Origin of the sequence: Salinibacterium sp. NK8237 (assembly GCF_015864955.1) — a bacterium.
Lineage (GTDB): Bacteria > Actinomycetota > Actinomycetes > Actinomycetales > Microbacteriaceae > Rhodoglobus.
In genome coordinates this window covers 1,521,631-1,536,711 of the sequence record NZ_JADYWE010000001.1, presented here as the reverse complement: position 1 = coordinate 1,536,711, position 15,081 = coordinate 1,521,631, and the positions used below count along the sequence as shown (strand labels likewise).

The following is a 15,081-nucleotide window of genomic DNA, read 5'->3' as shown; positions in this document are numbered from 1 at the left end:
CCTCAAGAAAGCAGCCTGATCATGACTGACCGCCTTCACCGCCTCCGCGAATCGGCGGTGCTCGCTGTACTCCGTGCGCCTTCCGCAGAGATCGCGCTTGACGCATCCGAAGCGCTGATCCGAAATGGAATTCTCGGTATCGAGGTGACCTATTCGACACCGGATGCCGCAGCAGTGATTGCGGAACTCGTGCGCCGTCACGGCGACGCCGCCTACATCGGTGCCGGAACAGTGACGACGGCGGAACAGGCTCAGGCGGCTGCAGGCGCCGGGGCACAGTTCTTAGTGAGCCCCGGTACCTCGGCGCCACTGGCCACCGCGATGATCGACACCGGACTTGTCGTTATGACAGGGGCACTCACCCCGTCAGAAGTCATGGAGGCCGTAGATCTCGGAGTCGACGTCGTCAAGATATTCCCCGCCTCGTTGGGAGGCCCCTCCTATCTGGGAGCCCTCCGTGGGCCGTTCCCCGAGGTGCCGCTCATGCCGACCGGTGGCGTGAACCCCGACAATGTTGCCGATTGGTTTGCCGCTGGCGCGATTGCCGTGGGCGCAGGGGGAGACCTCGTTCCTTCGTCCGCGCTCACATCGGGAGACTTCACCGAGATCGAGGTGCGCGCCAAACGATTCCTGGCGGCGGTCGCCGCGGTTCGTGCGGGGGCGAGCGCATGAACGGCTACATGGGGTTTGTTGGCGTGAGCACCGGCTCGTCGTCGATCATGAAGGTATTTCCGCGGTGGGCAGAGCTTCTCGACTTGCCTACTCGCGAGTTGGTAGGCCACGACCTGCCCATGGATGCGACGCCTGCCGACTACCGGGCTCTCGTGACCCAAATTCAGGACGATCCACGCCACTTAGGGGCATTGGTCACGACCCACAAGTTGGCACTTTTCGCGGCGACCCACGACCTATTTTCTGAGCTCGACCGTTTTGCTTCCCTGTGTGGCGAGGTGTCGAGCATCTCGAAGCGCGACGGCGCTCTTGTGGGGCATGCCAAAGACCCAATCACTGTGGGCCTAGCCCTCGACGAGTTCCTTTCGCCAACTCACTTTCGTGACTCGGGGAGCGAAGCGATCATCCTCGGCGCTGGAGGTGCGGGAACCGCGTTGAGCTGGCACCTCGTCGAGCGAGTAGACGCTCCCGAGATCATTACGGTGGTGGATACCAGCGATGCCCGGCTAGCCCACCTCGCCGAGGTGCATCACCGTCGAGGAACTCAGGCTGGCGTGATTCGCTATGTCAATCCGGCGCAACTCTCCGTTACAGAGCTACTAGCGACGGCGCCAGCGGGCAGCCTCGTCGTGAACGCAACCGGACTGGGCAAAGATCGGCCCGGGTCGCCCCTCTCCGATGATGCTGTCTTTCCGAAGGACGCAGTCGTGTGGGAATTCAACTATCGGGGCAGTCTCGACTTTCTCCATCAGGCGCGAGCGCAAGAAGAAGCACAGCGATTGACCGTCGTAGACGGCTGGCGCTACTTCATCCACGGCTGGACGCAGGTGATCGGTGAAGTTTTCGGCGTCACGATGACTCCGCCGCTGGTCGATGAGCTAGCGGATGCCGCAGAGTTCGCGAGAGCACAGCAATGATCCGTACGGTGCTTGGCGATATCGCCGCTTCCGATCTCGGGGCGACGAACTATCACGAGCATCTTTTCCAAGTCAGTCCTCTTCTTCCTGGAGACGAGCTCTCCGATGAGGCCGCGTCGGCGGCGGAAGCGGCGTTGCTGCGCGATAGTGGTTTTGAGGCGATGGTCGATGCCACCCCCGTTGGGTTGGGGCGAAATCCTGCCGCACTCGCTCGAATCAGCGCAACCCACGCTCTCTCGATCGTCGCGACCACAGGCACCCATCGTGAGGCGCACTACCCTGGCGATCATCCATTGAGGGCGCTCAAAGCTGACGCACTTGCTGAGCTGTTCAGCGACGATATTGAGCGAGGGATGCCCGCATCCGACGCCTTCCTGCCAGCGCAGGTGCGCGCAGAGATCGCGCTCACTCCGGCCGGTGAGCCGGTGCGAGCTGGGCTCATCAAGGCAGGAATCGGCTACTGGGCGATCTCATCGTTCGAGCGTGAAACCTTGGATGCTGTGGCGATAGCCCATCGGCACACCGCGAGGCCGGTGATGGTCCACCTCGAGTTCTGCACCGCCGCCCACGAAGTGCTCGACATTTTGGCGGCTCAGGGCGTGAGCGCGGAGCGGGTCGTTCTGGCGCATGCTGATCGTGTTCTCGATGCGGGCCTGCACCTCTCCCTTGTGGAGCGGGGCGCCTGGCTTGGTTATGACGGGGCAGCTCGGTCAAAGCAATTCTCAGATGAACAACTGCTGGAGCTGACGGAGCGGGTTGTGCGTGGGGGAGGTGCAGGGCGAATCCTCCTGGGTGGCGATGTCGCTCGCGCCACACGCTATATCGCGTATGGCGGTATGCCGGGTCTCGCGTACCTCGGGAATCGGTATGTGCCGCGGCTTCGCGAGTGCATCGGCGAGCCCGCGGTCGAACAGCTGACGGTTGCCAACCCGGCACTGTTCCTCGATGCCCGCTGATCGTTCGCCATTGAGGGCTTGCTTCTCATTGTGAATACCGGACGGCACAACCTTTAGTGCGACACGCAAAGAGGCCCTCCACCTTTCGGTGGAGGGCCTCTTTATTGGTGGGTAGTCCTATTCGTAGAGGACCGCGGCGATGTCTGGGTCGTCGATGTTGTCAGCGTCGTACCAGAACGATCCGGTGTCGGTGAATGGTTCGAGCGTCTCGCCCATGTAAGCGTCGTAGGCGGCTTGAACAACCGACTCACCGATGCCGATGGGGTCTTGCGTGATCGCTCCAGCCATCAGGCCGCTCTTGATCGCGTTGATCTGAGCGGAACCCGAGTCGAAACCGATGATCGTGAGGTCGCCAGCTTCCAATCCGAGTTCGGTTGCGGCGTTCACGATGCCGACCGCCGAGCCCTCATTGGTGCCGTACATTCCCTTGAGGTTCGGGTGGGCAGCGATCATTGCCTTCGCGATGTCAGCCGACTTCAGGTGGTCGCCCTCGCCGTACTGGATGTCAACGATGGTGATGTCGGGGTAGTCAGACTCGATCTTTTCAACGAATCCGTCACGACGCTCGATACCGGTCGAGTTGATCTGGCTGTGGCCGACGATGGCAACTTCGCCTTCGCCGCCGATGAGCTCAGCCATGTGATCAGCCGCGATTCCACCAGCGACGATGCTGTCGGTTGCGGAAAGGTTCTGCGAGTAGTCGCTAGCGCACGGTGCATCGAACTCTACGATGGGGATCTCTGCCGCTTCGGCCGTTTCGTACAGAGAGACACAGGCCTCAGGGTCGAGGGCCGCGTACCCGATTGCTACGGGGTTCTTGTCGATTGCGGTCTGCAGCATCTGCAACTGCGAATCGATCTCGGATTCGGAGGCGGGGCCGTCGAACGTGATCGTAATTCCCAGCTCCTCAGCCTTCTGCTCTGCGCCAAGCTTCACTGCTTGCCAGAACTGGTGCTGGAATCCCTTGGAGACGAGCGCGATGTAGACCTCATCGCCCGATCCGTCAGTGGTTCCGCCCGAGGTGTCACCAGACGAGCACGCGGCGACGCTGAGAGCGGCGACGGTGATTGCGGCGACTGCTAATTTTCTGCCGTATTTCATTGGTTCTCCATTGTGTGTAATGCCGACGGGGTCGTCAGCGATGGGACAGGTCGAACTCTTGGTGAGCTAGTTGCTTGCGCGGTTGCGAAGCGTGTCGAAGTAGACGGCGACCAGGATGACGACTCCGACTACAACGTTTTGCCACTCGGTCTGGATCGACATGATCCGCAGGCCGTTGATGACAACGCTCATGATGAGCGCGCCAATAACGGTTCCGAGGATGGAGCCGCGGCCGCCGAGGAGAGAGGTGCCGCCGATGATTACCGCAGCAATAGCCTGCAGTTCGTATCCGACACCCAGCGCTGGCTGCGCTGAGTCGAGGCGGGAAGCGATAACTACGCCGGCGATACCGGTGAAGAGTCCAGCGAAGGTGTAGATCAGAATCTTCCAGCGGCGGGTGTTGACTCCTGAGAGGCGTGTTGCTTCTTCATTGGAGCCGATGGCGAACGTAAAGCGGCCGAGGACCGTCTTTCCGAGCACGATGTACGCGATGAGGGCGACCACAATTGTGATCAGCACCGCGTTGGGGAAACTGGGGATCAGGTTTCCAAGCGCGATCTGAGAAAACTCAGGAGCAATCGCCGAGAAATAGATGGGGCGCACACCGGAGATGATCAGAGACAATCCCTGCGCGATCAACATCATCGCCAGTGTCGCGATGAACGGTGGGAGTTTCAGGTAGGCGATGTTGAGGCCGTTGACGAACCCCATGAGCCCACCGGTTGCGATCCCACCGATTACGCCGAGCCAGACCGGAACACCCATATTGACGACGAATACACCCGTCATTACAGCAGCCAAAGTCATACCGGTGCCGATCGACAGATCGATTCCTCCGGTGATGATGACAAAGGTTGTTCCTAGCGCCAAGATACCGATGACGGCCGTAGCCAGCAGAACACCTGAGATGTTTGGCCACGTCAGGAACGCCGGATTGGCGATCGAGAAGAAGACGACGAGCACAATCAGCGTTCCAAAAGCGAGTGACTGCTGTGCCTGACGCTTGAGGAAGCCCATAAGCCCGCCTCCCGGCTTGTCCTCTGACAACGCGATTTCGATCATCGCTGTTGTGTCTGGATTGGCGTTATTTTGTGCGCTCATTCGTCGCCTCCACCGTGAGTTGCGAGGTGCATGATTTTCTCCTGACTGGCTTCTTCGTTTGCTAGCTCGCCGGTGATTCGTCCGCCCGCCATCACGATGATGCGATTAGCGACGCGGAGAATCTCCGGAAGTTCCGACGAAATTACGATGATTGATTTGCCTTCGTGCGCAAGCTGCTGGAGCAGCCCATAAATTTCTTCTTTCGCCCCGACGTCGATGCCTCGAGTTGGTTCGTCAAAGATCAGCACGTCGCAGTCGCGCACGAGCCACTTTGCGATGACCACCTTTTGTTGGTTGCCGCCCGAGAGCAGCTTCACAAGTTGCCCAATCGACGGCGTCTTGATGCGGAGGCTTTGTACTTTTTCTTTTGTCGCCGTCCTCGTCTTGCCGGTTTGCATGAACCCCGCGTGATTGGCGAATTGCGGAAGCGAGGCGAGGATGGTGTTGAAGGTGACGTCTTGGTCGAGCATGAGGCCGGTGAGTTTGCGATCCTCCGAGAGGTATCCGATTCCTAGGCGAACAGCATCCGCGGGCTGCTTGATACGAGCAAGTTCGCCATTGATCTCGACCGTGCCACCGGTGCGTGGGTCTGCGCTGATGAGGGCTCGAGCCGTTTCAGTGCGACCGGCACCCATCAGGCCAGCGAACCCAAGAATCTCTCCACGTTTGAGGTCGAAGGACACGTCTCGCAGCAGGTTCTTGGTCGAGAGTCCGCGAACACTCAACACGGGAGGTTCCTCGTCATGCTCACGGATGCTCGGGCGCTTGCCCTCGTCGATGTGGCGGCCGACCATCATTTCGATGATCTGCGGAATATCGATCTCTTCGCGGGAGAGCGTTCCAATGTAGGAGCCGTCTCGAAGGATCGTGACCCGGTCAGCGAGGCGCTTCAACTCATCCATGCGGTGCGAGATGTAGATGATTCCTGTGCCGGTGGCCTTGAGTTCTTCGATCAGAGTGAAGAGAACTTCGACTTCTGTATCGGTGAGCGCCGAGGTCGGCTCGTCCATGATCAGCACTTTGGCATTGAAGGAGAGAGCCTTGGCGATCTCGACCATTTGCTGCTTAGCTACCGTCAACTCGGAGACGAGCTGGCGCGGGTCTAGGTTGATGTTGAGCCGGCTGAGCAGCTCTGTGGCTGCCTTGTTGAGCTTCACTTCCGAAAGAAAGGGGCCAGACTTCGGCTCACGGCCAACGTAGATATTTTGGGCAACAGTGAGATCGCCCATCAAGTTCATTTCTTGGTGGATGATCGTGACCCCGAGTTGTTGCGCATGCAGCGGGCTCGCGATGTCGATCTCTTTGCCTTCGTAGAGAATCCGGCCCGCATCTTTCGTGTAGATGCCGGAAAGGATCTTCATGAGAGACGACTTTCCTGCGCCGTTCTCGCCAACGAGTACAAGTACTTCGCCGCTGTGGATCTCAAGATGAACATCATCGAGGGCTTTTACACCGGGGAAGCTTTTACTGATCCCCTCAACTTTGAGGATGGGTGCGCTCATTCCTTCACCTGCTTCTTCGGAGGTTGATGTGTGGCTGTAATTGTGGGCGGAGTTGGTGCTGCAAACTCGTGGGTTCGCGAGCCCTCCGCCGTAAGTTGTATCCCAATGTATCTAATGTTCGCGCTGAAGGGAAGACCTGTAATAACATCTCGATTACGAAGCGGGAAATAACCCGTTTGAGGGAGGAATATTCATGCTCATTGGAGCTCACGCGCTGGTATTTACCGGCACTTTTGACGAGGCAGGGTTGCGCACAGCAATCGAAGGAACCACAACTGCCGGGTTCGACCTGATAGAAATTCCACTCATGGATCCTGACGGATTCGATTCTCAGCTTGCCGCGCGAATGCTGAAAGACAACAACCTTGCGGTGACAGCGTCGCTCGGCCTCACCGCACAGACCGACCTGTCGAGCGACGATCCGACCGTCGTCGCACGGGGTGAATCCGTTCTCGAAAAGTGCCTCGATCACGTGGCAACGATGGGGGGCGATGTGCTCTGTGGCGTGATCTATTCCGCCATGAGCAAGTACGCGGAACCGACTACCGAGGCTCGGATCGCGGGGAGCGCTGCCGCAATCGACAGGGTGGCGGCGAAGGCAGCCGACCGCGGCATCCGGCTATCGCTAGAGGTAGTCAATCGCTACGAGTCAAACCTGTTCAACACGGGCCGTGGTGCTCTGGCATACCTGGACCGGCTGCAGAGCGACACCGTCTCAGTGCACCTCGATAGCTATCACATGAACATTGAGGAGTCGGATTTGTTCAGCCCAATCCTCGATGCGGGCGCGCAACTGGGATACGTGCACATTGGCGAGAGTCACCGCGGCTACCTAGGTTCCGGCACCGTGGACTTCGACGAGCTCTTTCGCGGGCTCGCGCGCATCGACTATGACGGCCCGGTGGTTTTCGAGTCGTTTTCTTCCGCCGTCGTGAACGCGGATTTGAGCAACACCTTGGCGATCTGGCGCAACCTGTGGGAAGACTCTGGTGACCTTGCTGCGCACGCGAATCGGTTTATCCGCGACCGCATCCACGGCGTGGATTCGATCAGCATGCACTAGCCGATGCTGTTCTGAGGTCAGCTACTGAGAAATGCGAACGATGGCGTCCTCGAAATCGGATGCGGAACGCTCGCTGATGTCATCTCGCAGGCACGCGAGAATCACCTCGGGCGCAGCGGTGAAGTACTGAACCCCGGCGAGGCGGAGGGCAACGATATCGTCGGGGTTGCGCAGGCTGGCGGCGAGCACGTTTGTGCTTGTGCCTTCGCAGACCGCCTGCATTTCGCCGATGAGCTTCAGGGCATCGCGCCCACTATCGCTAAGCCGACCAAAATACGGGGCGATGTAACGCACACCATAAGTGGCCGCGGCGAGTGCCTGCGCCGCCGAATACACGGCGGTCACAAGCACGACAGCTCCACGGGCAGTCAGGGTGCGCGCAACGATGAATCCATCGCGAGTCGCGGGCACTTTTACCACCACGCGGTCGCCAAGAGCGAGCAGTTGTGCGGCGTTCTCGAGCATCTCGTCTGAGGTCGAACCCCACGCCTGAAAGAATACTTCCTCCGCGCCTTCGGCGACCCAGCGTGCATAAAGCTCGGGTAGTTCGCCGAGGTGCCGCCCGCCGCGTTCGAGAATGGTCGGGTTCGTGGTCACTCCGCACACCAGCCCCACAGCGAGCAGCTCTGTGACCTTCTCGACATCAGCACTATCCACATAAAACTTTGGCGAATTCGCCATGGAGTCCCCGTTCCTGGCAGTCACGTCAACGTGACCAACCTATCGATTCAGGTTGAATCTCGGCTAATGTAATTACAAGTTGACGCTGTTGTCAAAAGCTCGAACAGGAGTTGTTCCATGCCCGAAAAATTGCCAGGCACCGAAAAATTGCGCCCAGGGGTGATCATTGTCGGAAGCGTCACTGCAGACCTTACGACGTTCTCTCAGCGGCTTCCGTCGCGTGGCGAGACGATCCATGGTGATGAATTTACCCTCGTGCTTGGAGGAAAGGGCGCTAACCAGGCGGTCGCAGTAGGGCTAGCCGGGGCGGATGCTCACTTCGTGGCGTGCGTTGGAACGGACCTCTTCCAGAACCTCATCTTTGACGGGTTGCGAAGCGCGGGCGTCGCAACAGAACACGTGCGCGCCATCGATGGAGCACGCACCGGAATCGCTCATATTCGGGTCGACGATTCGGCCGAGAACGATATCGTCATGGTTCCTCTCGCAAACGAGCAGCTCAGCGTTGAACAAATCGATCAGGCATTCGCGGCGTGTTCCGCTACTTCTTCTGTGTTGCTAACGCAGCTGGAGATTCCAGCCGACCTTTCGAGCTATGCGATTCGTCGGGCAAGGGAGAGTGGGCTGACAGTTATCTTGGACCCGGCCCCAGCGGTTCCGCTTGATGACAGCATCTGGGCCGGCATCGATATCGTCACGCCCAACGAAACTGAAGCCCGCATCCTGACCGGGATTGAAGTCACCGATCAGGAGAGTGCAACGAAGGCCGGTAGGTGGTTCTTGGATCGGGGTGCGAAGGCAGCGGTGATCACTCTTGCGGCCGCGGGTGCGTTGCTCGTGACAAACGATGAAATCACCGCCTTCCCCGCTATCCCAGTAATATCGGTTGACACGACGGCTGCGGGTGATAGTTTCGCTGGCTACCTCGGCGCAGGGATCGCTCTGGGCATGCCCCTTCACGATGCGATTCGTCTCGCTGGTGCCGCAGGTGCGCTCACGGTTACCAAGCGAGGGGCATCCCCTAGCCTTCCCGAACGCCGCGACGTCGAGGCGCTAATGTCCACGAACGCAATTCCCGCAAACCCGAGTGAACGGAACTGAACGTGAGAAGCTCAAACACGACGATCAACCCGCAACTATCGAAGGTAATCTCCCAGACAGGTCACACTGATCTCATCGTGGTGACGGATGCCGGCCTGCCAATTCCGCTGGACTCCGAGCGAATTGATCTCGCTTTTCGACCAGGGATGCCCGCGTTCTTAGACGTGCTCGATACTGTGTTGGCTGAGCTTGTCGTTGAAGGGGTGACGGTTTCCGCAGAAATTGCCGAGTCAAGTCCCGAGATGTTGGAAGCGTTGAAGTCGAGATTTCGAGACCTGGATCTCGAGATCAGCATGATTCCGCATGAGCAATTTAAATCGCTGACCCACGATGCTCGCGCCTTCGTTCGCTCTGGCGAGTACACGCCCTATGCGAATGTCATCCTGCATGCAGGGGTGGCGTATTAACATGTCTGACCGGCCCGAAACAACAGCCGCCTTGGATGCAGCGCCTCATCATGTAGGGCAGATCGACCGCCACTCTGCAGTGCCAATGTACGACCAACTGCGTCTTCTCATTCTCGACTCGATCGATAAGCACTTGCTCGGCCCGGGCGACCTCCTGCCTGGCGAGCATCGACTCTGCGAACAGTACGAGATTTCGCGAACCGTGGTTCGGCAGGCTCTGGCGCTCTTAGAAATCGAAGGCGTGGTGGAGCGCGTCAAAGGCAAAGGAACTTTCGTGTCACGTCCGAAAGTTGCCGAGAGTCTGGTGCACACGCTGACGGGCCTCTATGACGAAGTCGCTCGACGGGGCGGTCACGTGCACAGCGACATCCTGCGGCACGAGCGAGAAGCTGCCAGCGCCGACGTTGCGAGGATGTTGCAGATCAACCCGGGAGACATAGTGGTGGTCCTGGATCGTCTGAGATGGGTGGATGGTGAACCGTGGTCCTTGACGACCACGTGGATGCCCGAAGCGGTCGGCAGTCACACGCTCGACGTCGACATGTCAGAGAATTCGCTCTATGCGGTGCTCGCAGAGGTTGACGTTGTCGCGACAACGGGCACACGCTCAGCCGAGTCGACTATTGCGTCGGCAGAGCAGGCCCAAAAACTTCAGATCAACGCTGGCGATCCCCTGTTGTTGCTGCGCAGCGTCAGCATGGACGCGACAGGGAAACCCATTGAACACTTCGTCGCCTATCACCGCGGGGATCGAAGCCGGTTTGAGTTTCAGCTTGAGGGCGGTCGCTCCACGGCCCGCTTGCACATCACGGACTAGCTGAGGCGTCGCAACAATAGCGCGAGCGTGGATGTCATCTGAATTCCTCCGGTTGGCTTGACCTAGAGTGCACTCCAACTCTTAGAGTCCTAACCATGATCTCCCTCGAAGAAATGACCGCCCGCCAACAACCACTCGAATCGAAGTTCGGCTACCGCAGCACAGCATCCGAAGTGATTGCCGGCTTCGACCTCGCCGGCAAAACCGCCGTCGTCACCGGTGGCTACTCGGGGCTCGGCTACGAAACCGTAAAGGCGCTCGCCGAAGCGGGCGTGACCGTGATTGTTCCCGCCCGTCGTCCAGACAAGGCAGCCGAAGTGCTCGCCGATGTTGCCGGTGTTCAGATTGAGGCGATGGACCTTAGCGACCTCGACTCTGTCGCCGCGTTCACCGCCGGAATGCGCGACGCAGGCACCCCCGTTGACCTCATGATCAATGCCGCCGGGGTCATGGCAACGCCTGAATTGCGCACGCCGCAGGGCTGGGACCTGCAGTTCGGCACGAACGTGCTCGGACACTTCGCACTCGTCGCTGGCCTCGAACCCTTGCTTCAGGATGGCGCGCGAATCGTGTCGTACTCCTCGGTTGGCCACTGGCGCTCGCCGGTGAACTTCGACGACATCAACTTCGACACCACCGACTACGAGCCCTGGGTTGCCTACGGCCAGTCGAAGACAGCGGATGCCCTGCTCGCTGTTGCGCTGGACGCTCGCCTGGCTGGCCGCGGCATCCACGCGTTCTCGGTGCACCCCGGTGGCATCATGACTGACCTGCAGCGCAACATGCCCCGCGAGGAACTGCTTGCACGCCAGTGGATTGACGAAGACGGCAACCCGAACCCGCTGTTCAAGACGCCTGCCGAAGGTGCTTCGACCGGCCTCTGGGCTGCAACGGCCGCCGAGCTCGCTGAGCGTGGCGGCGCGTACTGCGAAGACTGCTCCATCAAGGGAATCGTCGCGGATGACCACGCCGACATGACGACCGGCGGCGCCAAGCAGTGGGCAGTTGACCCTGCTGCGGCCGAGAAGCTCTGGGCTGTTGCGGTGAAGGCGACCGGGTTGGATCCGTTCAGCAGCTAGCGGACGGCCCTAGTCGTTTTTGCGCTGCGACGCCCAGATCGCACGCAGGACCCGCGTGGTTTCTTCGAGGTCAACACCGCCGCGAATGCTGGTGTCGGCGAGGAGGCGGGCAGCTTCGACAACGGCGAGGGGTGTGGCCGACGCCGTTGCGCTGACGCGGGTTCCTCCTCCGGTGTGGGTGCGAAGGTGTCCTTCAGATTCGAGAGCTTTGTAGGCTTTAGCGACCGTCCCGGGGGCAACGCCGAGGTCTTTTGCGAGCTGTCGAACTGAGGGGATTCTTTCACCCGCTGCCAGAGTTCCGGCGGCAATGAGGCCGCGAATTTGGTCCCGAATTTGTTCGGCGGCGGGGGCTGACCCCGCCAAGCTAATCATCATGATCGAACGATGCCGGTGGTCGCGCGACGCATGAACACCGCAGAAAGCAGCACGCCGAACCAGAGGGCATAGCCGAGGGCGCCTATCCCCAGACCAACATGGAGAAGAGCTGGCTGCATCGCGGCGAAGGGGGTGGTCCACGAACCCCAACCGCTGTCGCCAATAGCGGCCCCGCCCCGCAGCAACGCTGTATTCGACAGTGACGTGAATATTGAGCCGAGGTGAATCAGGAGAGCCCCGCTCGCGATGGCGACGACATTCCGGGTTCTGAGGTTACGCATCCGCACATCATCGTCATGGTTGGTGCTGAGCGAAGGTCGGGCGATGAGCCAGAGTGCGACGATGGTGACCGCGATGAGTGCGGCGAGAAGTATCAACGCGGGCACCGAGTAGTACCACCCGTAGATGCGGGTTCCGAAGGAGATTGAGCTCCCGGCATCCACGGTGTAGTTCCGCCAGAGGCCCTCTTCGTCTGGTTCAGACGCCAAGCCGGCGAGCACGGAAACGGTGACGATCGTGCCGACAATTGTGCTGATGCCAGCGAACCACCACCGAGGGCCGAAGCTGAACGGTGTTCGCCGGGTGAGGCTTGCGTGACCGCGCGGAGTGTGGGCACCGATAGGGATGGCGAGGAGTGCGACGGCGAGGATTCCGATCGCGAGAGCCCAGAGGATGCTCATCTCTAATACCCACAGCGGAAGGTGCTCGGACAGCGGGGGCCGGAGCACGGGGAATCCGATGGCCGCATTCAGATAAAGGAGGCAGGCCAAGGCCAGCGAAGTCGCAGTCACCGTGACTGCCGCGGTCAGTCCGGTGGGCAGCCGGCCTGCGCGCCCTCGTGCCAGGTACCACACAACTGCTAGTACCAGACCGATGATTATGGAGCGGAAACTGAACCAGATGAGTATGACGAGGTCGGGCATTGAGGCGGCTCCGTAAACATTGAATGTACTAGTGGTGAAGTACATTCAATGTAGCACGCAACTGGTACATTTGCGCGGCCAGGTGTCATCCGGACGCCAGAAACGTTCATTCGCCGCCGGCGGCTCCAGCGAAGCGCTAGCTTGGCTCGAAGGTCGGGTAGTCCGTGTATCCCTCGGGGCCGGCGCCGTAGAAGGTGCTGGCATCGGGGCTGTTCAGGGGTAGGTCTTCTTGCCAGCGGTAGGCCAAGTCAGGGTTTGCGATGGCTGGACGACCCACGACAACACCCTCGGCGTGACCGTCGCGCACCAGGCTGAGGGCCTCATCCCGAGTCGTCATCTGAGCGAAGCCACTGTTGAGCAACACCGGTCCGCCGAAGCGGGTGCGAAGTTCTTGCACGAAGGCACCGGTGGGGTCGGCGTTAAGCACGCTGAGGTAGGCAAGACCGAGAGGGGCAAGGCCGTCGACTAGTGCGCCGTACGTCGCGAGGGCATCAGCGTTGTCTATTTCTAGGGCGTCTTGGATGTTGTGTTGCGGCGAGATGCGTAAGCCCACGCGGCCGGCACCGATCGCGTCGGCAACCGCGGTAGCAACTTCGATCACGAAGCGAGCGCGGTTTTCGGGGGACCCGCCGTACTGGCCCTCGCGCTGGTTGGAGGCGGGGGAGAGAAACTCGTGCAGGAGGTAGCCGTTGGCGGAGTGAAGTTCGACGCCGTCGAAGCCCGCCGCGATAGCGTTGCGCGAGGCAGTCACGAACTCGTCAATCACGCCGGTGAGCTCGTCATCGGTGAGCGCATGCGGAACCGGGTACGGCTGCTTGCCGTCGTAGGTGTGGGTCTGGCCGTTGATCGCGATTGCGCTCGGGCCGACTACGGGGTGTCCGCCGTTGGTGGCTTCGTGGGTTACTCGCCCGGCGTGCATCACTTGCGCGACGATCTGGCCGCCCGCCGCGTGCACAGCGTCGGTAACGTGCTTCCAGCCCTCGAGCTGCTCGGGCTCGACCAGACCGGGCTGGCCGGGAAAGCCCTGCCCGGCGTGGCTCGGGTAGGTGCCCTCGGACACGATCAGGCCGAGCGAGGCGCGCTGCGCATAGTGTTCGGCAACCATCGGGCCGGGAACACCGGCTTGTCCCGAGCGGGTGCGAGTGAGCGGTGCCATTACCAAGCGGTTGGTCAGGCTCAGCTCGCCGAAGGTCGTGGGGGAAAACAAATTCACAGCGGATCTCTTTCTGTCGGTCGTAACAACTTCAACATCGACCGGCACGCACTATTCCTCCCTGTGAATGTGCCGCGTTGGCCACCGAGCGCTGTATCGAATATTTCTCACCGATACTCTTCCGTCTTGCTACACACGTTCATAGGCTGACCGTTGTGGACGACAATGCGAGCGAAATCCCGGCCGAGCAGCCAGAAACAATGACGAGGGATGCGGAGGCGGATCGCTCTGCAGCGACGGCGGGTGAGGCATCCGCTGGTCGTCGATTGACTGTGTGGATGAGCGCCCTCCTCGGTGTGGGCGCTGCGGTGGTTGGGCTGCTGCCGTGGCTGCTTCAGGGCTTGCGTTTGCCGTTGCAAAACTTGTGGGTGGCCGAGACTGCGCCCGACGAAATGCCGCTTGTGCTGCTGCCGTTTAGCCAATATGCGTTGACCACCGAGATTGGGCTGATGGTGGTTGGGGCTGCGGTCGCCGGGCTTCTTGCGCGCGTGTTGCGATCCCGGATGCCGCGGCGCGGTGTTCTGGTGATGTTCCTCTCGCTCATCGTGGTGCAGCTTGGCGCGATCGTGCAAACCTACGTTGTTGTGCAGGGTGGGCTGCAAGATCGCAGTGCGGCGACGTTCTACCTCGCGGCGGTTACCGGGGTTGCGGCGCTCGCGATGTTGGTGGGGATTGCCGTGTTCTGGCTGATCGCTCGGGCTCCGCGCGCTGGCGCGTTGATCGGCTACGCGATGGCGGCGGTGGCGTTGGCGCCGTGGTTGGGCGAGCTCGTGCATCCGCTGACCAATCAGCAGTACGGGGAAGTAGAAGACTTTCGGCGCTGGGCGGCGAGCGTGCTGCGGTGGGTTCCGGCCATACTGGTCGGGATTGCGGCCGGATGGTGCGGCATCCGCTCGGTGGGGCGTGTGATTGCGGTGCTCGTGAGCTTCATGCTGCTGTGGCTCGTGCCGGCCCTAACGACGGCGATCAGTCACGCCGCTGGAAGCAGGGTGTATGCGTCTGATCTTCAAGAAATGGCCAGCGCGGGGTTCGGCGTGTTTCGGCTAGCAGCGACGATGCCAGACCTTGTGGTGCCGCCGCTTATGGTCGCGGCCGGAGTGGCGGTGCTTGTTGGCTTGGTGTTGCGCTACCTTCGTGGCCGCTCGGCTGCTTTGCGCTAGGCGGTCGCTGTAA

The 15,081-nt window shown here is 60.6% G+C and carries 16 protein-coding genes; 9 read left to right on the top strand and 7 right to left on the bottom strand.

The window, feature by feature from the left end; genetic code table 11:
• Positions 1-21 precede the first annotated feature (21 nt).
• From I6E56_RS07470 to I6E56_RS07460, 3 genes are read left to right on the top strand one after another with little or no spacing between them, the layout of a single operon-like run.
• The gene (locus tag I6E56_RS07470) at positions 22-672 is read left to right on the top strand and encodes a bifunctional 4-hydroxy-2-oxoglutarate aldolase/2-dehydro-3-deoxy-phosphogluconate aldolase (protein ID WP_197137073.1); all 651 of its coding nucleotides are present in this window, start codon (positions 22-24) and stop codon (positions 670-672) included.
• The gene (locus I6E56_RS07465; RefSeq protein ID WP_197137072.1) at positions 669-1,589 is read left to right on the top strand and encodes a shikimate dehydrogenase; all 921 of its coding nucleotides are present in this window, start codon (positions 669-671) and stop codon (positions 1,587-1,589) included. The genes I6E56_RS07470 and I6E56_RS07465 overlap by 4 nt, the downstream gene beginning before the upstream one ends.
• Entirely contained in the window at positions 1,586-2,545 is a 960-nt protein-coding gene (locus I6E56_RS07460; RefSeq protein WP_197137070.1) for a phosphotriesterase, read from the top strand. Before I6E56_RS07465 ends, I6E56_RS07460 begins: the two co-directional genes overlap by 4 nt.
• A 117-nt stretch (positions 2,546-2,662) precedes the next feature.
• On the opposite strand, the gene I6E56_RS07455 is transcribed toward I6E56_RS07460, so the two are convergent.
• The 3 genes from I6E56_RS07455 to I6E56_RS07445 form a co-directional block, all read right to left on the bottom strand.
• A complete protein-coding gene (locus I6E56_RS07455; protein WP_197137069.1) occupies positions 2,663-3,646 on the bottom strand; it encodes an ABC transporter substrate-binding protein in 984 nt (327 codons plus the stop codon).
• A 66-nt stretch (positions 3,647-3,712) separates the two neighbouring features.
• Positions 3,713-4,747, bottom strand: a complete 1,035-nt coding sequence (locus I6E56_RS07450; RefSeq protein ID WP_197137068.1) for an ABC transporter permease — start codon at positions 4,745-4,747, stop codon at positions 3,713-3,715.
• Positions 4,744-6,249, bottom strand: a complete 1,506-nt coding sequence (locus tag I6E56_RS07445) for a sugar ABC transporter ATP-binding protein (RefSeq protein WP_197137067.1) — start codon at positions 6,247-6,249, stop codon at positions 4,744-4,746. Before I6E56_RS07445 ends, I6E56_RS07450 begins: the two co-directional genes overlap by 4 nt.
• 193 nt (positions 6,250-6,442) lie before the next feature.
• Between I6E56_RS07445 and I6E56_RS07440 the strand changes: the two genes are divergently transcribed.
• Positions 6,443-7,312, top strand: a complete 870-nt coding sequence (locus I6E56_RS07440) for a sugar phosphate isomerase/epimerase (protein ID WP_197137066.1) — start codon at positions 6,443-6,445, stop codon at positions 7,310-7,312.
• Between the two features lie 21 nt (positions 7,313-7,333).
• On the opposite strand, the gene I6E56_RS07435 is transcribed toward I6E56_RS07440, so the two are convergent.
• Positions 7,334-7,993, bottom strand: a complete 660-nt coding sequence (locus I6E56_RS07435; RefSeq protein WP_197137065.1) for a transaldolase family protein — start codon at positions 7,991-7,993, stop codon at positions 7,334-7,336.
• Between the two features lie 117 nt (positions 7,994-8,110).
• Between I6E56_RS07435 and rbsK the strand changes: the two genes are divergently transcribed.
• The 4 genes from rbsK (at position 8,111) to I6E56_RS07415 (ending at position 11,397) form a co-directional block, all read left to right on the top strand.
• Positions 8,111-9,094: a ribokinase gene (gene rbsK / locus I6E56_RS07430; RefSeq protein WP_197137064.1), complete on the top strand. Its 984-nt coding sequence runs from the start codon at positions 8,111-8,113 to the stop codon at positions 9,092-9,094.
• Positions 9,095-9,096: 2 nt separating this feature from the next.
• The gene (gene rbsD / locus I6E56_RS07425) at positions 9,097-9,501 is read left to right on the top strand and encodes a D-ribose pyranase (protein WP_197137063.1); all 405 of its coding nucleotides are present in this window, start codon (positions 9,097-9,099) and stop codon (positions 9,499-9,501) included.
• Between the two features lies 1 nt (position 9,502).
• Positions 9,503-10,318: a GntR family transcriptional regulator gene (locus I6E56_RS07420; RefSeq protein ID WP_197137061.1), complete on the top strand. Its 816-nt coding sequence runs from the start codon at positions 9,503-9,505 to the stop codon at positions 10,316-10,318.
• A gap of 95 nt (positions 10,319-10,413) precedes the next feature.
• Positions 10,414-11,397 carry an oxidoreductase gene (locus I6E56_RS07415; protein WP_197137055.1) on the top strand — a complete coding sequence of 328 codons (984 nt, stop codon included), beginning with the start codon at positions 10,414-10,416 and terminating at the stop codon, positions 11,395-11,397.
• Between the two features lie 9 nt (positions 11,398-11,406).
• On the opposite strand, the gene I6E56_RS07410 is transcribed toward I6E56_RS07415, so the two are convergent.
• The 3 genes from I6E56_RS07410 to I6E56_RS07400 all read right to left on the bottom strand — a co-directional run bounded on the left by I6E56_RS07410 (position 11,407) and on the right by I6E56_RS07400 (position 13,908).
• Complete coding sequence (locus I6E56_RS07410; RefSeq protein WP_231606275.1) at positions 11,407-11,772, bottom strand: GntR family transcriptional regulator; 366 nt, start codon at positions 11,770-11,772, stop codon at positions 11,407-11,409.
• A complete protein-coding gene (locus tag I6E56_RS07405) occupies positions 11,769-12,695 on the bottom strand; it encodes a hypothetical protein (RefSeq protein ID WP_197137053.1) in 927 nt (308 codons plus the stop codon). The genes I6E56_RS07410 and I6E56_RS07405 overlap by 4 nt, the downstream gene beginning before the upstream one ends.
• A gap of 136 nt (positions 12,696-12,831) precedes the next feature.
• Positions 12,832-13,908: an alkene reductase gene (locus I6E56_RS07400; protein ID WP_197137051.1), complete on the bottom strand. Its 1,077-nt coding sequence runs from the start codon at positions 13,906-13,908 to the stop codon at positions 12,832-12,834.
• 155 nt (positions 13,909-14,063) lie between these two features.
• Here I6E56_RS07400 and I6E56_RS07395 point away from each other — a divergent pair, with 155 nt between their 5' ends.
• Entirely contained in the window at positions 14,064-15,068 is a 1,005-nt protein-coding gene (locus I6E56_RS07395) for a hypothetical protein (RefSeq protein WP_197137048.1), read from the top strand.
• Positions 15,069-15,081 lie beyond the last annotated feature (13 nt).